This window comes from Pokkaliibacter sp. MBI-7, assembly GCF_029846635.1.
Lineage (GTDB): Bacteria > Pseudomonadota > Gammaproteobacteria > Pseudomonadales > Balneatricaceae > Pokkaliibacter.
Genome location: NZ_JARVTG010000001.1, coordinates 4,121,551 through 4,142,893, shown reverse-complemented (window position 1 = coordinate 4,142,893; position 21,343 = coordinate 4,121,551). Strand labels below are relative to the sequence as shown.

General features: G+C 57.2%; 20 protein-coding genes. 14 read left to right on the top strand and 6 right to left on the bottom strand.

Going from position 1 to position 21,343, the window contains the following annotated elements; translation table 11 throughout:
• Positions 1–86: 86 nt before the first annotated feature.
• From QCD60_RS18200 to QCD60_RS18190, 3 genes are all read right to left on the bottom strand, one after another.
• Positions 87–392 carry a hypothetical protein gene (locus QCD60_RS18200; protein ID WP_279787666.1) on the bottom strand — a complete coding sequence of 102 codons (306 nt, stop codon included), beginning with the start codon at positions 390–392 and terminating at the stop codon, positions 87–89.
• A complete protein-coding gene (locus QCD60_RS18195; protein ID WP_279787665.1) occupies positions 361–651 on the bottom strand; it encodes a methyl-accepting chemotaxis protein in 291 nt (96 codons plus the stop codon). The genes QCD60_RS18200 and QCD60_RS18195 overlap by 32 nt, the downstream gene beginning before the upstream one ends.
• Before the next feature lie 78 nt (positions 652–729).
• Complete coding sequence (locus QCD60_RS18190; protein ID WP_279787664.1) at positions 730–1,641, bottom strand: AraC family transcriptional regulator; 912 nt, start codon at positions 1,639–1,641, stop codon at positions 730–732.
• Between the two features lie 493 nt (positions 1,642–2,134).
• Here QCD60_RS18190 and QCD60_RS18185 point away from each other — a divergent pair, with 493 nt between their 5' ends.
• From QCD60_RS18185 to QCD60_RS18140, 10 genes are all read left to right on the top strand, one after another.
• A complete protein-coding gene (locus QCD60_RS18185) occupies positions 2,135–3,415 on the top strand; it encodes a sugar ABC transporter substrate-binding protein (RefSeq protein ID WP_279787940.1) in 1,281 nt (426 codons plus the stop codon).
• A 459-nt stretch (positions 3,416–3,874) separates the two neighbouring features.
• Positions 3,875–4,684 carry a sugar ABC transporter permease gene (locus tag QCD60_RS18180; RefSeq protein ID WP_279787939.1) on the top strand — a complete coding sequence of 270 codons (810 nt, stop codon included), beginning with the start codon at positions 3,875–3,877 and terminating at the stop codon, positions 4,682–4,684.
• Between the two features lie 19 nt (positions 4,685–4,703).
• Positions 4,704–5,534, top strand: coding sequence for a carbohydrate ABC transporter permease (locus tag QCD60_RS18175; RefSeq protein ID WP_347950230.1), 831 nt, complete (start codon positions 4,704–4,706; stop codon positions 5,532–5,534).
• A gap of 10 nt (positions 5,535–5,544) precedes the next feature.
• The gene (ugpC, locus tag QCD60_RS18170; RefSeq protein WP_279787663.1) at positions 5,545–6,648 is read left to right on the top strand and encodes a sn-glycerol-3-phosphate ABC transporter ATP-binding protein UgpC; all 1,104 of its coding nucleotides are present in this window, start codon (positions 5,545–5,547) and stop codon (positions 6,646–6,648) included.
• A gap of 148 nt (positions 6,649–6,796) precedes the next feature.
• Positions 6,797–8,269: a mannitol dehydrogenase family protein gene (locus QCD60_RS18165; RefSeq protein ID WP_279787662.1), complete on the top strand. Its 1,473-nt coding sequence runs from the start codon at positions 6,797–6,799 to the stop codon at positions 8,267–8,269.
• A gap of 296 nt (positions 8,270–8,565) precedes the next feature.
• The gene (locus QCD60_RS18160) at positions 8,566–9,219 is read left to right on the top strand and encodes an HAD family phosphatase (RefSeq protein ID WP_279787661.1); all 654 of its coding nucleotides are present in this window, start codon (positions 8,566–8,568) and stop codon (positions 9,217–9,219) included.
• 139 nt (positions 9,220–9,358) lie between these two features.
• Positions 9,359–10,318: a transaldolase gene (tal, locus tag QCD60_RS18155; RefSeq protein ID WP_279787660.1), complete on the top strand. Its 960-nt coding sequence runs from the start codon at positions 9,359–9,361 to the stop codon at positions 10,316–10,318.
• Between the two features lie 83 nt (positions 10,319–10,401).
• A complete protein-coding gene (gene xylB / locus QCD60_RS18150; protein ID WP_279787659.1) occupies positions 10,402–11,877 on the top strand; it encodes a xylulokinase in 1,476 nt (491 codons plus the stop codon).
• A 525-nt stretch (positions 11,878–12,402) separates the two neighbouring features.
• Positions 12,403–12,546 carry an entericidin A/B family lipoprotein gene (locus QCD60_RS18145; RefSeq protein WP_279787658.1) on the top strand — a complete coding sequence of 48 codons (144 nt, stop codon included), beginning with the start codon at positions 12,403–12,405 and terminating at the stop codon, positions 12,544–12,546.
• A gap of 274 nt (positions 12,547–12,820) precedes the next feature.
• The gene (locus tag QCD60_RS18140) at positions 12,821–12,955 is read left to right on the top strand and encodes an entericidin A/B family lipoprotein (RefSeq protein WP_324768304.1); all 135 of its coding nucleotides are present in this window, start codon (positions 12,821–12,823) and stop codon (positions 12,953–12,955) included.
• 74 nt (positions 12,956–13,029) lie between these two features.
• On the opposite strand, the gene QCD60_RS18135 is transcribed toward QCD60_RS18140, so the two are convergent.
• A complete protein-coding gene (locus tag QCD60_RS18135) occupies positions 13,030–13,599 on the bottom strand; it encodes a glutathione S-transferase N-terminal domain-containing protein (RefSeq protein ID WP_279787657.1) in 570 nt (189 codons plus the stop codon).
• Between the two features lie 113 nt (positions 13,600–13,712).
• Positions 13,713–16,184 carry a methyl-accepting chemotaxis protein gene (locus tag QCD60_RS18130; RefSeq protein ID WP_279787656.1) on the bottom strand — a complete coding sequence of 824 codons (2,472 nt, stop codon included), beginning with the start codon at positions 16,182–16,184 and terminating at the stop codon, positions 13,713–13,715.
• Positions 16,185–16,699: 515 nt separating this feature from the next.
• Between QCD60_RS18130 and QCD60_RS18125 the strand changes: the two genes are divergently transcribed.
• The gene (locus QCD60_RS18125) at positions 16,700–17,635 is read left to right on the top strand and encodes a LysR family transcriptional regulator (RefSeq protein ID WP_279787655.1); all 936 of its coding nucleotides are present in this window, start codon (positions 16,700–16,702) and stop codon (positions 17,633–17,635) included.
• A 242-nt stretch (positions 17,636–17,877) separates the two neighbouring features.
• On the opposite strand, the gene QCD60_RS18120 is transcribed toward QCD60_RS18125, so the two are convergent.
• A complete protein-coding gene (locus QCD60_RS18120; protein ID WP_279787654.1) occupies positions 17,878–18,156 on the bottom strand; it encodes a hypothetical protein in 279 nt (92 codons plus the stop codon).
• A 189-nt stretch (positions 18,157–18,345) separates the two neighbouring features.
• On the opposite strand from QCD60_RS18120, the gene QCD60_RS18115 reads away from it, so the two are divergent.
• The 3 genes from QCD60_RS18115 to QCD60_RS18105 all read left to right on the top strand — a co-directional run bounded on the left by QCD60_RS18115 (position 18,346) and on the right by QCD60_RS18105 (position 21,333).
• The gene (locus tag QCD60_RS18115; RefSeq protein ID WP_279787653.1) at positions 18,346–19,344 is read left to right on the top strand and encodes a TRAP transporter substrate-binding protein; all 999 of its coding nucleotides are present in this window, start codon (positions 18,346–18,348) and stop codon (positions 19,342–19,344) included.
• A 134-nt stretch (positions 19,345–19,478) separates the two neighbouring features.
• Complete coding sequence (locus QCD60_RS18110) at positions 19,479–20,036, top strand: TRAP transporter small permease (protein WP_279787652.1); 558 nt, start codon at positions 19,479–19,481, stop codon at positions 20,034–20,036.
• Position 20,037: 1 nt separating this feature from the next.
• Positions 20,038–21,333, top strand: a complete 1,296-nt coding sequence (locus QCD60_RS18105; protein WP_279787651.1) for a TRAP transporter large permease subunit — start codon at positions 20,038–20,040, stop codon at positions 21,331–21,333.
• The last annotated feature ends 10 nt before the right edge of the window (positions 21,334–21,343 follow it).

Sequence of the window (21,343 nt, the reverse complement as noted above, 5' to 3'; positions counted from 1 at the left end):
GGCCAGCTTCTTTTCCTGGCAGGCAGCAGCACTTGCTTGTTGTGATGGGTGCGGCTGCCCTGAAGGCATAACCAGACCGCCTCCTGTTAAGCTACTTTTCGCTGCATTTCCTTACTGACCTGAAAACTGCCAGACAGCTGATGCAATCGTGAAGCCGTGACCTTCACCTGATCTGAACTGGCATGCAGTGAGCGAATGGCCTTGCCCATGGACTGCGTCGCCTGTGCTACCTGCTGCGCCTGACGTCCATGTTCCTTACTGTTGACGCTCATCTGCTGAATGATGACGAACATCTGCTCGACGGACTGATACAGATGGCAGTTATCCGCCGACCCTGTCTCCGCCAGTTGCAGCTGCCGGTCAACGTCTTCCACGTCCGTGCTCGCCGGCACGCGCCGCCTCAATGGCGGCGTTTAGCGCCAGCAGATTGGTCTGGCTGGTGATATCACTGATCAGAGACACCATCCCGGCAATTTCCGCCGCCCGGCTGTTCAGCGCCTGCACGCTATTGGCGGAGTTTTGCACGATGTCGCGAATCTGCTGGGTGCCGTTGCTGACGGTATCGAACTGCTGACGTGCCTGTTTCACCACTTCTTCCATGCTCTGCTTCATTTGCGTGGCGGTCACTGCAGCGGTATCGATTGCGTTCATCACGACAGCGGAGATAGCACCATTCAAGTACGGTGACTGATGAGAAAATCACAACCGTAGCGAGACTACCTGAGGGGCTCAGGAAACATGGCTCCACTTGTCGGAACCGCGCTCATAGGCTTCCCGCCGGTAATCTGACGGGGTCATGCCCTTGCTGGCGAAGAAGCGCCGGTTGAAGTTGGAGATATTGTTGAAGCCAGCTTCAAAACAGATATCCGTGATCGCCGTATCACTGCGACTCAACAGCTCACAGGCTTTGCTGATGCGCAGGCTGGTGACGAACTCGATAAAGCGCCGCCCGGTCGCCTGACGGAAGAACTTGGAAAAGTAGGTAGGCTTCATGCTGACATGGTCGGCAACCTCTTCTAGGGTCACATTGCGCATGTAGTGATCAAAGATATAGTTCACCGCCAGATTCAGCCGCTGAATGTTCTTCTCCCCGGTGACCAGCAGATAGTCGTTACTCGACAGCAGGTGGTATTCCCCGGTGTCCGCCAGCAGCTCCAGCAGAATGAAAAACAGTGAAAGCCGCGTCACGCCCTGACTTTCAGCTATCCGATAAATCAGTTGTTTGGCCTCGCTGACCGTGTTCTTGCCGTAAAACTCGATACCGTACTGCGCTCTTTCCAGAAGCGGAGTAAAGCTGTGCATTTCCGGGAAGGCACCTTGCGCGGTGGCAATCAGCTCATCGGTAAAATTCACCACCCGGTCGCGCCTGTCGACCTGTTCGCCCTCTTCCACCTGACTGATCCAGTTATGGGGCAAATTCGGCCCAGTGAGGATCAGATTGCCGGGGTAAAAGTTACCGATGTAGTCACCGACAAATACCTTGCCGGAACTGGCGGTAATCAGGTGCAGCTCATATTCCCTGTGGTAATGCCAGCGCACCAGGGGATGAGGAAAGCCATGTTCACGATACAGCACCCGGCTGGCTCGCTGCTCATCGATCAGCTCATAGGAGGGATCAGCTGCACGGAGGGGATGGGGCATAGATTCAACCTCAGCAATACCGCAGTGGTACATGCTCTTCATGTTGTTCTTGTTGTCGCTCCACACTACCGCTGAGCCTTCATCACAACCAATACTTTTGTGCCTCTGACCTCTACTTTTTTGCAGAAGCAAAAAACGGTGATATGACCACTTTTATCCCACAGGTTTCAACACATAGCCGATAACCTGTTGTTATTCATAAAAATTAACCCGAAAACTGCAGAAACGCCTGCAACCATCAGTGCAAAAAAGTATCAATAATTGGTGGATTAGTTATTTGTTTTCGTACAGGTCAACGGCTGTAATACACAGGCCAACACTCTCCTGGCACTCGCTGACAGCGCAACACTGCGGCGACACCAACAGGTAAAACAACGATAAAAACAACACTGGCTCAGAGCACTGCTCTCAGGGTCGGTTGAGGAGTGAAACTCGTATGAAAGCTAACAGCCTGAAACTGCATCCGCTTTTTGCTGCCCTGATTTCCGGCGGCATGCTGATGGCCGCGCAACATGCATCTGCCGCCACCACCATTACCATCGGCACCGTCAACAACGGTGACATGGTGCGTATGCAGGGTCTGTCAAAGGAATTTGAAACGGCTCATCCAGACATCAAGCTGGACTGGGTCGTTCTGGAAGAAAACGTACTGCGCCAGCGTCTGACCACCGACATTGCCACCAAGGGTGGTCAGTTCGACGTGGTGACCATCGGTATGTACGAAACCGGTCTGTGGGGTAAGAAAGGCTGGCTGACGCCCATCACTGATCTGCCCAAAGACTATGACGTCGACGATATCTTCCCGTCCGTACGCGATGGTCTGTCAGTCGACAACAACCTCTATGCCCTGCCCTTCTATGCGGAAAGCTCCATGACCTATTACCGCGCTGACCTGTTCAAGGAAGCTGGCCTGAGCATGCCCGAGCAGCCCACCTGGGATCAGATCAAGGGCTTTGCCGAGAAACTCAGCCACCCGGATAAAGAGCAGTACGGCATCTGTCTGCGTGGCAAGGCAGGCTGGGGTGAGAACATGGCGCTGTTCACCACCATGGTCAACAGCTTCGGTGGTCGCTGGTTCGATGAGCAGTGGAAGCCCGAGTTCACCACCGCGCCCGAGTGGAAAGAAGCCCTGAGCTTCTATGTTGATCTGCTGGGCAAATACGGCCCACCCGGTGCTTCAACCAACGGTTTCAACGAAAACCTGGCACTGTTCAACAGTGGCAAATGCGCCATGTGGGTTGATGCGACCGTCGCTGGCTCCTTCGTGACCGATAAGTCTCAGAGCAAGGTATCTGACAACGTGGGCTTTGCCTTTGCCCCTCATCAGACCACCGATAAAGGTTCACACTGGCTGTGGGCCTGGTCGCTGGGTATCCCTGCCTCCTCGAAGAAAGTCGATGCGGCCAAAACCTTTATTGAGTGGGCAACCTCCAAAGGCTACAGCAGTCTGGTCGCTAGCAAGGAAGGTATTGCCAATATTCCTCCCGGCACCCGCTTCTCCACCTACAGTGCAGAATACAAAGCCGCTGCGCCTTTTGCCCAGCTGACCCTGGACTCCATGCAGAGCGCCGACCCCATGGACTCCTCTGCCAAGCCGATTCCCTATGTCGGTGTTCAGTACGTCACCATTCCTGAGTTCCAGGCCATTGGTACCCAGGTTGGCAAGCTGGTCTCCGGTGCGTTGGCAGGTCAGATGAGCATTGACAAGGTACTGGAAGATGCCCAGACCTCGGTCAGCCGTGACATGAAACGCGCAGGTTACATCAAGGACTGATGCGGGCCAGCCCCGGGTGAATACCGGTAGCCGCCATCCATCAGCAGGCAACGCGAAGCGGTGAGCAGACCCCTCACCTAGCCCGTGATCAATCACTGACAGCCATGCATTCGTCAGGCTGACCGCTTCGCCAACACCGGCTGCCCTGCTGCCGGTTTCACGTGGCCGGGGGAGGTAACTCCCCCAGGCTTTCAGACAATAAAAGACGCCCCTGCCATCCTGCCCGACGCGCCATCACCGACCTCCGCGCCATGCGCCCAGTCAGCGATGACACCGTCACAGCCCCGGCAGCCAGACGTCAGAATAATGATAAGAGTCAGGTCTATGAATACTACCAGTCTGGACTCCAGAACGACGCAGCAGCCCGAAGACAAGGCCCGTCAGGGCGGTGTCTCCCGCTACGAAAACCGGCTGCGCCTGGCTACGGTCTCTCCTTCGGTACTCTTGCTGCTGGTCTGGATGATCGTGCCGCTGGCGATGACCATCTACTTCTCCACCATTCGCTACAACTTGCTCTATCCCGGTGAAAACGACTTTGTCGGCCTGGAAAACTTCTATTACTTCATCACCGACGCGGGCTTTCTCGCCGGTGCCGCCAACACCCTGATTCTGGTCGGCAGCGTATTGCTGATCAGCGTGGTGCTGGGCGTACTGATTTCAGTTCTGGTGGATATTGACTTCTGGGGGCGCGGCCTGGTCCGCGTCATGTTGATATCCCCGTTTTTTATCATGCCAACCGTCAGCGCGCTGGTCTGGAAGAACCTGCTGCTGCACCCGGTGTCCGGTATTTTCGCGGCGATCTGGCGCTTCTTCGGTGCCACGCCGGTGGACTGGTTCACTCACTATCCGATGCTCTCCATCATCATGATCGTGTCGTGGCAGTGGCTGCCCTTCGCCATCCTGATCCTGATGACTGCCATGCAGTCACTGGATCAGGAACAGAAAGATGCCGCCCGTCTGGACGGTGCCGGCCCGCTGGCGATCTTCTGGCACATCACGCTGCCTCACCTGTCACGGCCTATCGCCGTCGTGGTGATGATCGAGACCATCTTCCTGCTGTCGGTATTTGCCGAAATCTACACCACCACCAGCGGTGGCCCGGGCTATGAAACCACTAACCTGGCCTACCTGATCTACAACCAGGCGCTGCTGCAGTTTGACGTCGGTATGGCCTCTGCCGGTGGTCTGATTGCCGTGGTGATTGCCAATATCGCTGCCTTCGTGCTGATCCGACTGATCGGCAAGAACCTGACCGACAAAGCCAGCTAAAGGAGGGACGATCATGATGCTGACGCTGAAACAAACCCGTCAATTACGTACCTTCCTGCTCGGCCTGCTGGCCTGGGCAGTAGGTCTGATGATGTTCTTCCCGATTTTCTGGATGATCCTCACCAGCTTCAAAACCGAACTGGCCGCTTTCGCCTCGCCACCTGAGCTGATCTTCACTCCGACGCTGGAGAACTACGTCGAGATCCAGCAGCGCAGTGGCTACTTCAGCTTTGCCTGGAACTCCGTTGTGGTGTCGTTCGGCTCAACCATTATCGGCATGCTGATCGCGGTGCCTGCCGCTTACTCTATGGCCTTCTATGAGAGCAAGCGCACCAAGAGCACCCTGCTGTGGATGCTGTCGACCAAGATGCTGCCGCCGGTCGGGGTACTGATGCCCATTTACCTGCTGTGCAAGAACACCGGCCTGCTCGATACCCGCACCGCGCTGGTGATCATCTATACCCTGATCAACCTGCCAATCATGGTGTGGATGGTGTACTCCTTCTTCAAGGAGATTCCCAAGGACATTCTTGAAGCAGCTCGTCTGGACGGTGCCACACCGCTGCAGGAAATCAGCCGCGTACTGCTGCCCATCAGCAAAGGCGGTCTGGCCTCCACCATGCTGCTGTCGCTGATCCTCAGCTGGAACGAAGCTTTCTGGTCACTCAATCTCACCGCCTCCAAGGCTGCACCCCTGACAGCACTGATTGCCTCGTACTCCAGCCCCGAAGGGTTGTTCTGGGCCAAGCTGTCCGCCGTCTCCACCCTGGCCTGCGCACCGATCCTGATCATCGGCTGGCTGAGTCAGAAACAACTTGTCCGCGGCCTGTCTTTCGGCGCAGTGAAGTAAGGAATTCATCATGGCAGATCTGAAAATAAGAAAACTGAGAAAAGTCTTCGACGGCCTGGAAATCATCAAAGGCGTCGATCTGGACATCAACGATCACGAATTTGTGGTGTTTGTCGGCCCGTCCGGCTGCGGCAAATCGACCCTGCTGCGGTTGATCGCCGGGCTGGAAGAGGTCACCAGCGGCACTATCTCCCTTGATGGTCGCGACATTACCGACGTCACCCCGGCCAAGCGTGATCTGGCCATGGTGTTCCAGACCTACGCGCTCTACCCCCACATGTCAGTGCGCAAGAACATGTCGTTTGCGCTGGATCTGGCGGGCATCGACAAGAGTGAAGTGGAAGCCAAGGTACAGGATGCCGCCCGCATTCTCGAGCTGGGCCATCTGCTGGAACGCAAGCCCAAGGCGTTGTCTGGCGGTCAGCGTCAGCGCGTCGCCATTGGCCGCGCCATTGTGCGCAACCCCAAGGTGTTCCTGTTTGACGAGCCACTGTCCAACCTGGATGCCGCCCTGCGTGTGCAGATGCGTCTGGAGCTGGCACGTCTGCACCATGACCTCAATGCCACCATGATTTACGTCACCCATGACCAGGTCGAAGCCATGACCCTGGCCGACAAGGTGGTGGTACTCAACGGCGGTCGTATTGAGCAGGTCGGCTCCCCCATGGAGCTGTATCACAACCCGGTCAACCAGTTCGTCGCAGGCTTTATTGGCACACCAAAGATGGGCTTCCTCGACGCCCGGGTGATGAGCACAGACAGCCAGTCAGTCACCATCGAGCTGGCTGCAGGCACGCGCTTGCAGCTGCCCATCAGCGGTGCTCGCGTCAGCGCTGGCAACAAGGTGACGCTGGGTATTCGCCCTGAGCATATCGAAGTGGTCAAAGCCAGCGACAGCGCCTTCCAGGTTGAGATGGATGTCACCGAGCATCTGGGCAGCGACACATTCTGCTACGTGCGCACCAGCTCAGGTGAAACGCTCACCGTGCGCGCTCCCGGCGACTTCACCGGTGAGTTCGGCCAGCGCGTCGGTCTGGCACTGGATCTCAACCACTGTCATCTGTTTGACGAAAGTGGCCTGACCATCCCGAAACTGAATCAGCGCGCCGCCTGACCTGAAGGCGGCTGGCCACCCCAACCGCCGGTACCTAACCCGTTTCCAGCAGCCACCTCCTGACCGGCATAACGGCAGGGGTGGCAGCCGCTCGTATTCAGATTCAACGCAGCACTGCTGCATGAACCGCTATGACAGGATTTGCATCATGAAACTCAACGCAGCCAATCTGCAGCAACTGCCCGCCAGCGTCGGCCAGCCTGGCTATGTACGCGATGACATTCGTCAGGGAATCGTTCACGTCGGCGTCGGCGGCTTCCACCGCGCCCATCAGGCCGTCTATACCGACCTGCTGCTGAAGCAGGGTAAAGCCCGTGACTGGGGCATCTGCGGTGTCGGCCTGCGTCCGGAAGACCGGGGTATGCGCGATGCGCTGGCCAGTCAGGACTACCTTTACACCATGGTCGAACTGGGTGACAGCGATGACACCGAGATCAAGGTGATCGGTGCCATTCAGGACTTCATTCTGGCCCCGGAACAGCCTGAACAGCTGCACGCCAGACTGGTGGATGCCGACACCCGTATTGTCTCCCTGACCATTACCGAAGGCGGTTACTGCGTTGATGACAGCACCGGCGAGTTCAATGCCGGACTGCCGCAGATTCAGCATGATCTGGCTAACCCAGACACCCCCGCCACTATCTTCGGCTATCTGGCCAAAGCCCTGCGCCAGCGTCGTGATCAGGGCATTCCCCCCTTTACCATCATGAGCTGCGACAACCTGCCACATAATGGCGATGTCACCCGCAAGGCCGTGATTACCTTTACCCGCCTGCTGGATGCCGAGCTGGCTGACTGGATCAATGCCAATGTGGCTTTCCCCAATGCCATGGTTGACCGCATCACGCCGATGACCAGTGCAGAACACCGCCAGCAGCTGCAGGATAAAACCGGTGTCGACGATGCCTGGCCCGTAGTCTGCGAACCCTTTATTCAGTGGGTACTGGAAGACAGCTTCTGCAATGGCCGGCCGCAGTGGGAGGAAGTCGGAGTGCAGTTCACTGATGACGTAACGCCCTATGAGCACATGAAACTGAAACTGCTCAACGGCAGCCATCTGGCGCTGACCTACCTCGGCTATGTGCAGGGCTATCAGTTTGTGCATGAAGCCATGCTTGACCCGCTGATCGAAAAGTTTGTCCGTGACTTCATGGATATCGACGTGACCCCTCAACTGGCGCCTGTTCCCGGCATCAATCTGACGGACTACAAACAAACCCTGATCGACCGTTTCTCTAACCGCGCCATCTGCGACCAGCTGGCACGTACCTGTTCCGACGGCTCGGCCAAATTCCCCAAATACATCATGCTGACCGTCAATCAGCTGCTGCAGGAAGGTAAACCGCTGGACCGTGTGGCACTGATCATCGCCAGCTGGGCGTGGTATCTGAAAGGAGTCAATGAGCGTGGCGAAAGCTATCGTATCCCTGATCCCCGTGCTGACTTTATGCAACAGCAGGTGCAGGACGACGCCAGCCTGACCCAGCGTTTTCTCGGTGTGGAAGATATCTTTGGCAAGGCACCGCTGGCTTCAGCGGAGTTTGTCGCCGCGTTTGAGCGGGCACTGAACAGCCTGCGTGAAAAAGGCGTACAGGCCACCCTGCGCGACTATGTCGCCTGATAAAACCACATCCTTCAGGGTGCAGGTTAGCAGCACTTCGCTGCTCATCTGCCCCCTGAGCGGTTATCCATTTTCACTTTGGCGTTATCAATTTCGCTCTCACCGGCACACTGGATACACTCCGACAACAGCCTGATCAGCCCGTTCCCGGATATTTTCATGTAGCATAGGCACCTTAAACTTTAGTCTTGCAGACTGTCTGACAGCCTGCGGATGCCTGCTGGCAACGCCAAGCCACTTGGTGATGCCAGTCAGAGCCTAGCTGCACGCCCATCTGGAACATAAAGGATCTGAGGATGTTTGCGATTTTTGATATGGACGGCCTGCTTATCGACTCCGAGCCACACTGGCTGGCGGTCGAGCAGTCAGTGGTGAAGCGTCACTACGGGCTGAACATAGACGACGATACCTTTCGCTCCATGCAGGGCATGAGCACCCTCAATATCGGCCAGCGCCTGAGTGAGCTCTACCCCACCGCCTTTATCGAGCCGGAAGTATTCGTCAAACAGATTCTCGACAATATGCGCCCTCGTCTGCCGCAAGTGCAGCTGATGCGCGGTGCCCGCGAGATGATGAACTATGTGGCAGATCGTGGCTTCTCCATCGCCATCGCCTCGTCATCACCGCTGGAGTTTATTCAGGAAATTGTGCGCCAGAACCGATTTGCCGTTGATGTACTGGTTTCAGGTTATGAAGTTCCTCACTCCAAGCCCGATCCCGCCGTATTCCTGCTGGCTGCCGAGCGCCTGCGCGCTAAGCCCGAGCAGTGCCTGGTCTGGGAAGATTCGGTCAATGGCGTGAAGGCAGGTAAAGCGGCAGGAATGACCGTGGTTGCCATTCCCGACCCCCATACCCCCTGGCCAGAGGCATTCAGTATTGCTGATTACAAACACGACTCGCTGTACGCCAGCCTGACTGCGCTGAAAAGCAACGCCTATACTCTCGGCTGAGAAACCTTATTACTCAGCCGGGACGGGCCACTCTGAGAGCCGGATAACCCTCAGGCTCTCAGATCGTCAACACGCGTTCATGTCAGCAGTTGTCGTACGGTGAATCCCCTTCTCCGACCTGTTGAGGACATGCCGCCCCATGACATCTCTGCTTGCACAATTGAAAGCCCACACCGTAGTGGTGGCCGATACCGGCGAACTCAGTGCCATCCAGCGTTTCCAGCCCGAAGATGCCACCACCAACCCCTCCCTGATTCTCAAAGCCATTGCCGCCGGTCAGTACCCGGAATTGCTGAGCGCTGCCATCGCGCAGGCCAGACAGTTGAGCGATGACCTACACCAGCAGCTCCAGCTGGCCAGCGACCGGCTGGTGGTTGCCATGGGTGTTGAGATTCTCAGGCACGTCCCCGGCCGGGTCTCCACCGAAGTCCCCGCACGGCTGTCTTTTGATACCGCCGCCACCCTGAGCAAAGCCCGTGAACTGTGTCAGCTGTATCAGCAGGCTGGCATCCCCCGCGAGCGCATCCTGATCAAGATCGCCTCCACCTGGGAAGGCATTCAGGCCGCGCGGGTGCTGGAGCAGGAAGGCATCCAGTGCAACCTGACGCTGATCTTCAACTTTGCTCAGGCCCGCGCCTGCGCCGAAGCCGGGGTATTCCTTATTTCTCCTTTTGTCGGCCGCATTCTGGACTGGCACGTTAAGCAGCAGCCACACCAGCACTTCCCCCCCACCACCGAGCCAGGTGTCGAGTCCGTCAAAGCCATCTACCAGTTCTTCAAAAAACATGACTATCGCACCGTGGTAATGGGCGCCAGCTTCCGCAATGCAGGTGAGATCCTCGCCCTGAGTGGCTGCGACCGTCTGACCATCAGTCCGACACTGCTGGAAGAACTGGCCGCACAACAGGGTCAGGTGCCGCGGGCACTGCAGGACAGCGGTGAACGCGCGCCGCGTCCGGTGGCACTGGATGAGGCCAGCTTCCGCTGGCAGATGAATGAAGATGCCATGGCCACCGAAAAACTGGCCGAAGGTATCCGCGTGTTCCATCAGGATCAGTGCAAGCTCGACGCCCTGTTGCGTCAGGCCCTGCTGAACTAGCAGTCGCCGGGACAGGCAGTATTGGCCCCTGTCGGCTCTGCCGCGGGGGCTCGGCATACACAGACAGAATAAGAAGGCAGGCTATGTATCTCGGAATTGATTGCGGTACTCAGGGTACCAAGGTAGTGGTGCTGGACGCCGAACAGGGCGTATTGCTAGGCGAAGGCTACAGCCCCCATGAGCTGATCAGCCTCAATAATGGCCGGCGCGAACAGCACCCCCAGTGGTGGACTGAGGCACTGGTCAGGGCCTACGGGCAGGCCATCGCTCAGGCAGGTATCAACCCACGGCAGATTGCCGGTATCGGTGTCTCCGGCCAGCAGCATGGGCTGGTCACCCTCGACAGCCACGGCGAGATACTGCGCCCGGCCAAACTCTGGTGCGATACCGAAAGTACCGCAGAGAACAACGAGCTGCTGGACTATCTGGGCGGTGCCGACGCCGCTCTGCAACGCCTGGGGCTGGTGATCGCGCCCGGCTATACCGTCTCTAAGCTGCTGTGGATGAAACGTCACTTCGCCGATGAGTTCAGCCGTATCGCTCATATCCTGCTCCCCCATGACTACCTCAACTACTGGCTGACAGGCACGTTTTGTGCGGAATACGGCGACGCCTCAGGCTCGGGTTACTTCGATATCCGTCAGCGTAACTGGGATACGGCGATCCTCGATCACATCGACGGTGACGGCCACCTGCGCGCCGCTCTGCCAGCGCTGATTGAATCCCATCAACCGGCGGGCGTGGTCAGAGCGGAAGTCGCCGAACTGCTGGGGCTTGGCACAGGCGTGGTGGTATCCAGTGGTGGCGGTGACAACATGATGGGCGCCATCGGTACCGGCAATATCCGTCAGGGCATCATCACCATGAGTCTGGGGACGTCCGGCACCGTCTATGCCCATAGCGACAAGGCACTGGTCAGCCCCAATGCGGGCGTGGCGGCGTTCTGCTCATCAGCCGGTGGCTGGCTGCCGCTGATCTGCACCATGAACCTGACCAGTGCCAGCAGTGCAGTACAGAAGCTGTTCCAGCTGGATATTGCCGGCTTCAACGATTGCCTGCAGCAGGCGCCTGTCGGCGCTGAGGGCATCATCATGCTGCCCTTCCTCAATGGCGAGCGCGTCCCCGCCCTGCCGCAGGCCAGCGCCAGCCTCCTTGGCCTCAACAGCCTCAATCTGACGCAGGCCAACCTGTGCCGGGCGGTGGTAGAAGGCACCACCTTCGGTCTGCGCTACGGGCTGGACCTGCTGCGTGATGCCGGCCTGCAGGGCGATACCATTCGTCTGATTGGTGGCGGAGCCAAAAGTGCACTGTGGCGCCAGATCGTCGCCGATACCATGAATGCCCGTGTGGTCTGTCCGGTGATTGGTGAAGCCGCAGCACTGGGCGGCGCCATTCAGGCGGCCTGGTGTGTCAGCGGTGAAAGCCTGACGGCCCTGACCGAGCGTTGCGTACAGGTGGATGACAGCAGTGAGAAGCTGCCCGTTGCCACCGATGTCGCAGCCAGCGAAGAGGTCTATCAGCGCTATCGACAGGCCTTACAGCAATTGCACGGCGTGTAATCGGGACGGCTTGATTGCGTGATGGAAAGGTGTGGTGCAGAAGGTGCAGTTCGTATCTCACCACACCCTACGGCAGGCCGATATATACCGGGAAAAGCACCATGCACCCGATCAACAACGTAGGGTGCGCTGAACGAAGTGAACCGCACCTGAACCACACCTTTGCCCCCCCTCCCCCTCGAAAAGCCCCTTATCACACGCTACCTAGCAGACCTCACGCCGTTAGCAAGCACTGACTGCAACCAGAATTTGCAGAGCCTTTCGGATCTTTTTCCATGTTTTACAGCTCAGGGGGCTACGCTTGTGTTTTCCCCATCACAGACCGAAATACAGAGTTAACGATGCGTGTCGTGCTGGCGTTTCTCCCGCTGTCAGCTTCTCCCATAGTCATTGCGCCGTGAGGACGATCACCAAGCGATGACAGCGAGCCGCAGGACAGGCATCACACCAAGAATCCTCTTGGCCGGTGGCTAACCGCTAACAGCCACCTTAGCAAGAGCACACTAACGAACAAGGAACAGTACGATGAAAAAACTAATGGCTCTGATGATGACTCTGATGCTGGGTTTTGGCCTGGCGGGTTGTAACACCATCTCTGGTGCCGGCAAGGACATAGAGAAAGGCGGCGAAGCGATTCATAACTCCGCCGAAGATAATAAAACCTACTAAACGGTCATTGAGCGGTGGCCTGACCACCGCCACAAGGTCGCCTCCTGAACGCATCGCCCGGCTTGTGCCGGGCGTTGTTGTTTCTGCCCGCTTTAACAATCTCGCCGCCGGTCCTGAGCAACTAAATCCCTGCACAAAGGTCATATTCAAGTAAGCCGCGGTGGCAGAGTTGTTCTGTTTCATCCGCCCTGCCTATAATCGGCCATCACCCGATACAACGGCAGACGGCGCTACCGTCTGGTTGTTTAGCACCAAGAAATAGGAATCTGCACCGATGATGAGAAAAGGCCTGCTGGTAATGATGACGCTGTTGCTAGGTTTAAGCCTGTCCGGTTGTAACACCATGAGCGGGATCGGCAAGGATATTCAGAAAGGCGGTCAGGCCATCGAGAAAGCAGCAAAAAGCTGATCGGCCAGAACGTAGAAACAAAAATGCCAGTGTGAGTTCACACTGGCATTTTTTATTGCTGACCCATCCCGCACTCAGCGCGGGCTGGTCGCCTGTACATCGGCGCGCTGATAGGCCTGCTCCACAAAGCCCAGCAGGGCCGGGTAAGGGCTGAGATCAGCCACTTCGCGGAACAACGTCCAGTCCAGCATGCACAGCAGGCAGATCGCCGGGTAATTCCACTGAGCAAACTGACCAGCGATCACCTGCCGCTCAAGCTCGGTCAGGGTCGAGGCAATGCGCTCATGCTGCAGATTGAACACCAGCACATCCTGATGGGTATCCAGCCCGGAGCGGTTACCGGCCTGGAACAGCAGAATCAGCGAATCATTAACCGTTTCCACCAGCGTAATCTGGTTTTCTTCATCCCAGCTCAGTGCAGGCAGCCCCAGCTTGCTGCTGATATAGCGGGAAATAATGCGTGAATCATAGATGGTCTGCTCGCCATCCTGCAGCAGCGGGATTTTCAGCGCCGGATTAGCCCTGCGCAGGGCGTCACGCCCTTCGGCATAGATATTCAGGTCGACGAACTCAAACAGGGTATCCGCCAGCAGTAAACGTGAACGACGCACATAGGGGGAAGTCGAAGAACCGATCAGTTTCATTACCATGCTCCGCAGCAGGATTGACCAACCTCAGGCCCTGCTCACCATGCTCGCTCCCGGACAGGCGGGAGCAGGCACTTTCTGAGCAGGCAGAGCATACCCTTTGTACGCCCTCAGGCCGTCGATTTAGCCTTCCCCTTCTGCCGGCTGTCAACGCTTGCCTTCTTCGCTTTATTCGCTGCGGCTACCCGCTTGGCCTCTTCCTCTTCGGCACGCAGCTTGTTGCGGCGCTGGGTTGACCAGTTGTCGTCGGTCACTTTGAAGCGTTTGATCAAATCCATCAGCTTGTCGCCGAGCTTCTTCACGTCCTGACCAACGGTGCTGGCCTGTGCACTTCGCAGCTGCGAGCTTTCGAAGCTGGCATTCATCTGCTCGTATCGGTCGGTCACCTGCACAAAATTGTGCTGCTGCTGCTCGATGGCCTGGCCGATGCGATCCACCCGCTCGGAGATCAGATACATCGCCTCCGTCACCGAGCGCAGCTTGGCGGTGGCTTCATCCACCTGCGCGTTGGATTTGTCGGCGTTGGCCTTACCGCTCTCCATCAGCGTGACCACCGAGCGGGTACCGGTCTGAATCGCCGTTACCATCTCCGTGACCTCGTTGGTGGACTGACGGGTTTTCGAGGCCAGTGAGCGTACTTCGTCCGCCACCACAGCGAAGCCGCGGCCTGCTTCACCTGCCCGTGCAGCCTCAATGGCCGCGTTGAGTGCCAGCAGGTTGGTCTGCTCGGCGATGCCGTTAATCACGTCGATCACCGTGGCAATGCGGTCGGTATCACCTTTCAGACTGGCGATGGCCTGCACCGCCTGCTCGATATTGCCGGACAGACTGGCCATGGCGCGCGAGACGTCGCCCACCACCTTCTGACTGGCCTCTACCACCTGATTACCCGCTGACGTCGCCTCACTGATACCGCTCAGTTCAGTATCTACTGTGCGGGTGGACTCATTGGTCTCCAGCAGGCAGTGATTTACCGCTTCAGCCTGCTGTTTCTGCTCATGGGTCGCGTCAACCAGATGGGTGTTCACATCGGCCAGATCCTGAGAAATCGGCACCAGACGCACCACCGATTTGAGTACAGAGGAAAAGGTATTGTCGATGTGGGTGATAAAGTCATTGATCCCCTGCGAAAGCTGCGCAATTTCATCACGGCCTTTAACTGGCAGACGCTGGGTCAGATCGCCCTCGCCCTGCGCAATGTCGTTGACAGTATCAATCATCAGCTTCAGCGGACGGGTCATGACGCCGGCAAACAGCCAGCCCATAAGAGTGCCGGCCGCCAGTGCACAGAGGCAGGCAATCACAGCATCCAGCAGAATGGTGTGGCGCAGCGCTGCGATGGGTGCAAAAGCCTCACTTTCATCAATCTCACTCATGATGACCCAGTTCAGCCCATTCAGGTTCAGGGATTTGTAGGCTGACAAGACCGGCACACCGCGATAGTCAGGGAAGATATCAAAGCCGCTGTTACCGCCGAGAGCCTCGTTAACACCTTTGGTATTCACCGTCTGCAAACCGATGGTTGTGTTTTTCTGATCCAGCTCATCGAGGGTCGAGGCCGCGGTGCCCAGACTGCGCATGGTGTTGAGATAGCCCGATTTGTCTTCAATGAGGAAACGTCCGTCACTGCGCATCAGTTTGTCCGGGCCGACCAGATAGGTTTCGCCTGAATCGCCAAGGCCAGTGGTTTTCCACTCATGGTTGTGGGTCATAACCGCATTGATACGGTCAACCGGCAGCTGGAAAATCAGCACGCCTACCAGCGTCTTGCCGTCATAAATGGGAGAGGAGGCAAAGGCGGCAGGCGCATTGTAGGAAGGCAGATAAGGCTTGAAGTCAGACATGTAGAACTTGTCTTTGTCACCCAGCGCCATCGCGCCCTTGAACGCCTCGCCCAGCCCGGTACTGGCGTAGGGGCCGGTTTTCAGGTTAGTGGTGAAGTCCAGCTCCTTGAAAACGGTGTAAACCACATCACCCGCCGGGTTAACCAGAAAAATGTCGTAATAGCCAAAATGCTGCTGATAGGCGTGAATAGCGGGGTGGTATTTGCTGTGCAGCTGAGCATAGGGGTTGTCTTCAGCAGGCTTGTCCATGCCGTCTTTCTGCCCCAGAGGCGCAGGGTTATTGCTGATAAAGAGGTACTGCAGCGGCACACTCTGCTGGGCGGTTTGCTGCAGAATGGCATCCGGATTGGCACTGTGGCCCTCGTTCATGCCTTTGAATTTGGCATCAAACTGCTGCTGGTAGTACTGCTGCACACTGTTGGTGCGCTTGCTCATTTCATCGGCAGACAAGGATTTATTGTAGTCAGTGAAGGCAGCACTCAGCTCCTTCATGGCCTCAACGATCATCAGATTGCCTGAATAGGTGACCACCTGATCATCAATATTCCTGAAGTAGTTCTCGATGGACTGTGCCGTGGCATCACGCACCGCGGTCAGTTTCTGCTGAGCAGCGTCTCGCAGCGCTCTGGCCCCCTGATCGAGAGCAATGCTGCTGAGTACGATACTGACGATCAGAGTGGGTACAAAAGCGAGAAAGGTGCCCAGTAACCCGACCTTGCCGCGAATAGAGAGTCTCATCCAAACGTTCCCCATAGATGTCCACCGACGCCTGGAGCCGAAGGCTTGCAAATTCATGGCCAACACGCCATTGCCTCCAGCATCTGAATCCACACTATAGCCATGATGTTGAACAAAAAAACCATCGCCCGGGAGTGGTGGTTCAGAGGTTCGACGATCTGACGCCTTCTGTCGTTAGACGTTGGTATATCACACCCGCATCACCCGCCCGGCTGCCTCCAGCCATAGCTCGGCGAACGCTGGCACAGGATGGGGGAGACTGCCTTTCACAGTGCACCAGGCGCTGCATTCAAACCGCTCTCAGTTCGTACAACGCAATGAGATTCGTGCCGCATTAAAGGTATAGACGCAGCCTGCTGGAAGCTCCACTTTTTACCATCAATTCAGCCGCCGGATAGTGATCTGCACCGGCCCGATAGCAGTTAGCCATGCAGCCCGGCAACATCAGCGGCTTCACCTCATCGCTGCAAAGGCAGTACAGTCTGCTAACAGATCAACCATGAGACAGTACCGCGATGAACTTCAAACGGCTGGAAACCTTTGTCTGGGTTGCCACTCTGGGCAGCTTCCGCAAAGCGGCAGAACGTCAGTACACCACCCAGCCTGCGATTTCCTCCCGTATTCAGGCGCTGGAAGAAGAGCTGGGGGTAAAACTGTTCGAGCGCGACGGCGGCCCGGGTCCGGTCGCGCTGACAGCCAAGGGCAAGGAGCTGCTGCCCTACGCGGAAAAGCTGATCTTCATGGCCGACCAGTTCCAGCAGCGTGCCAATCAGTCAGCGGCCTTCAGCGGCAATCTGCGTCTGGGGGTATCGGAGACCATCGTCCACACCTGGCTGCCAGACTTCCTCAAACAGTTGCATCAGGAGTTCCCCGAGCTGGATGTGGAAATCACCGTCGATGTCACCAGCACCCTGCGCGGCGCTCTCCTCGACCATTCCCTTGATCTGGCCTTTCTGATGGGGCCTATTTCCGCGCCGGGCATCAGCAATCACGATCTCAGCACCTTTCCGCTGGAATGGGTTGCCAGCCCTGTCCTTGAGCTGCCCGACCGTACCCTGCAACTGGAGGAGCTGGTGCGCTGGCCGATCATCACCTACGCCCGCAATACCAGACCCTATGCCGAGATCAATCAGAAGTTCCGTGAGCTGGATGATCAGCCCGCGCGCTTCTTTTCCTCCTCATCCCTCGCTGCCTGCCGTCGCCTGACGCTGGATGGTGTCGGCATTTCCACCCTGCCGCAGGTGCTGGTGGCCGATGAGCTGCAGTCAGGCAGTCTAAAACGCCTGTCTGCCGTGTGGACGCCCAGCGCCCTGCATTTCACCGCCTCTTACCGCAGTGACCCGTACAATCCGATTGCCGAAGTCGCCACTGAACGCGCCGTTGCCCAGGCCACCCAGTTCGCCCTGCAGGCTGCCCTGCCCGTCCCCGCTGCCAGCCAGACAGGCCGATAAAAAAATTTTATCGGCTTAGGAAAAAAATGGTGATTAGACAATTTTTGCCACGACGCTAATTTATAGAAAACGCAATAAGCCGCAAAAGCCCAATGCGAATAGCCATAAAAACCCCATAACATGAACAATACAAAGAAATAAAAAACAGAATAAAAAGCTGATCAAACTCATATCGATTCAATATCGATAATAAATAAGCGCAGCAATAACATTGACTGCCGGCCATTATAATTGATCAGCCATCATGCCCACCCGAAGGGGAAAAATAACAATTTACAAATAACAGCAAGGTTATCTGCCATCTTGCCTGCACTATCACCGCTGTATCTGCACCCACCGGCTGCCTCTGCCATGCCCGGTGCCGCTACTGCATGCTGATACTCAGGCATAAGCAGGCCATTGCGCCCCACACCACCCATTACAGGTGGTGACGTCACCAATAAAAAACCGGTCGGTATTGGCGTTGCATCAATACCGGCAAATAAAACATCGAGGGCAAGACATGAATCACTCCAATCCATTGGTCCGTATTTTTATCCATTGCAAAAGCCGTTTTATAAAAAATAAAAGCCCTTCTCTCAATAGTGCCTGACAACCTATGCCATTTCGCCTTGTGCAAAAAATTCCACAAAACGAAAAAAAACCTGCCCGATTTTTCACATATCGCGGCACAGGTGGTTTTGCCACCGCAGTATTGAGGAAAGAGCAAAATGAAACACGCATTGGTAAACGTACTGGGTAAGCACCTGCTGGCGTTGTCTGTCGCCGCCACCCTGAGCTACAGCGTCAGCAGTCAGGCTGCTGACAGCTGGGATATGGCCCTGGCTTACCCGGCCTCCAGCTATCAGACGCAGATGGCCGAAAGCTTCGCTAAAGAAGTCGGTGATAAAACCTCAGGTCAGCTCACCATTGCCACCCATCCCAACGGCTCCCTGTTCGGCGGTGGCGAAATCTTCAGTGCCGTGCGACGCGGTCTGGCTCCCATCGGCGAACGCATCATCTCCGCCCTCGGCAATGAAGACCCACTGTTTGAAGTGGATGCCCTGCCGTTCGTCGCCAGCAGTTTCGACGCCTCATGGAAGCTGTATCAGGCCTCCAAACCCCGCCTTGAACAAGTGCTCGATAACAAAGGTCTGAAGCTGCTGTACTGCATCCCCTGGCCACCTCAGGGTCTGTACATGAAAAAGCCCATCAACAGCATCGATGACATGAAGGGCGTGCGCTTTCGTACCTACAACCCGATGACCAACAAGCTGGCCGCGATGATGGGAGCCGCACCCACTCAGGTGGAAGTGGCGGAAGTGGCGCAGGCCTTCGCCACCGGCGTGGCCGACAGCATGCTGTCGTCTGCGGCAACCGGCATCGACACCAAACTGTGGGAATACGTGGGCTACTGGTATGACGTCAAAGCCTGGCTGCCCAAAAACATGGTGTTCGTGAACAAGAAGGTCTGGGACAAGCTGCCTGCTGACACTCAGTCTGCGGTGCTGCAGGCCGCTGCTGACACCGAAAAAGCCGGCTGGGACAAGGCCCGTCAGCTGACCGCGCAGTATCAGCAGGAGCTGCAGACCAACGGGATGCAGGTAGTTACCCCATCCCCCGAGCTGGAACAGGGCTTTGAGCACATCGGTAAGGAGCTGCTGGATGACTGGCTGAAACGCTCCGGGCCGGATGGTCAGGCCGTGATCGACGCTTATCAGAAGATGTAGACCCCACCGTCACGGCAGACATCACCACCGTGACGGCCGCCGTACCGCTGTCATATTGACGGGCGTCGTAACTGTCTGAGAACGGGTGTGGCCACAGGCCACCCCGTGCATAGCAACGTCAGGAGAAACAGACCATGCGCTGGCTGTGTCGGGTTCAGTCCCTTCTTGAATATCTTTATCGTGGCAGCGGTGTCCTCGCTGCCCTTTGTCTGGTGGCCATGGCCCTGTGCGTCGTCGCCAGCATCACTGCCCGCCTGCTTAATCTCTACATCGGTGGCATCACCGAGTATTCCTCTTATCTGATGGGCGCCTGTAACTGTCTGGGGCTGGCGTACGCCTTCCGTAACAACGCCCATATTCGCGTCACGCTGGTGGTGGAGCGCTGCCCCGCCCATCTGCGCCATCTGATCGAAAGCGGCTGTCTGCTGTTTGCCAGTGCAGCCGCCAGCTATCTGGCCTGGTACATGGCGGAGCTGTCTTATATGTCATGGGAGTTTGGCGAAGTCAGTGAAGGCGGTGATCAGCTGCCCCTGTGGATACCGCAGGCGGTGACTGCCGTCGGCGCCCTGATGCTGGCCATCAGCGTCATTCACAGCACCGTGGAACAGCTGCTTGAGCAATGGCTCGGCCTGCGTCTGCCCGGTCACGACACCCGACAAGACGGCGAGCTGTCGCTCGCGCACGGAGGCTGACATGAACGAAGCCCTGCTGACCGGCGTGTTTCTGCTGGCCCTGTTCTTCCTGCTCGGCTCCAGTGTCTGGGTTGCCTTCAGCCTGCTCGGCTGCGCCGTGGTGGGTATGGAGATGTTCACTCATCGCCCGGTGGGCGAATCCATGGCCATGACCATCTGGGGGGTGAACTCTTCCTGGACCCTGACCTCGCTGCCGCTGTTTGTGTGGATGGGCGAAATCCTGTTCCGCTCCAAACTGTCAGAATCCCTGTTCAAGGGCCTGACGCCACTGATGAGTCGTCTACCCGGCGGGCTGCTGCACGTCAACGTCGCCGGGTCGGCCATTTTTGCAGCAATCTGTGGTTCATCCGCCGCCACCGCCGTCACAGTGGGCAAGATGTCGATCCCCGAGCTGCGCCGCCGCAATTATCCCGAGCACATGATCGTCGGCACGCTGGCCGGCGCGGGGACGCTGGGCCTGCTGATTCCACCGTCGATCACCCTGATCATCTATGGCGTGACCGTTAACGAGTCCATCGCCAAGCTGTTTATGGCCGGCGTGCTGCCGGGGCTGATGCTGGCGGCGCTGTTCATGGGCTATGTGGCCCTGGTGGCATGGCTCAAGGGTGATCAGAGTGAACGTGAGCAGAGGGTCTACAGCCTGAAAGACAAGCTTAAGGGCGGCGTCCAGCTGCTGCCGGTGTTCAGCCTGATTCTGGTGGTCATCGGTTCGATCTACAGCGGTGTGGCCACCGCCACCGAATCGGCGGTGCTGGGGGTAGCCGGTTCCCTGCTGATGGCCGGGCTGCAGGGCAGCCTCAGCTGGGACAGTTTCCGTCAGTCGCTGATGGGGGCAGTGCGTACCAGCTGCATGATCGCCTTTATCCTGATGGGCTCAAGTTTTCTGTCGCTGGCCATGGGCTTTACCGGCCTGCCGAAAAATCTGGCGGAAATCATCGCCAGCTGGCACCTGTCGCCGCTGATGCTGATCGTCATTCTGACTCTGTTCTATATCGTCATGGGCTGCTTTCTGGACGGTATTTCGTCCATCGTCCTGACCATGGCGGTGATTGAGCCGCTGGTACGTCAGGCCGGTTTTGACATGATCTGGTTTGGTGTCTATCTGATGCTGGTAGTGGAAATGGCACAGATCACCCCGCCAGTGGGCTTCAACCTTTTTGTACTGCAGGGCATGACCGGCCACGACATGGGATTTATCGCCCGTGCGGCCTTCCCCATGTTTTTGCTGATGATTCTGGCCGTCGTTCTGCTGGTCTGGTTTCCGGGCATCGCCACCGTGCTGCCTGCGGCCATGTAGCGGCCTGCTG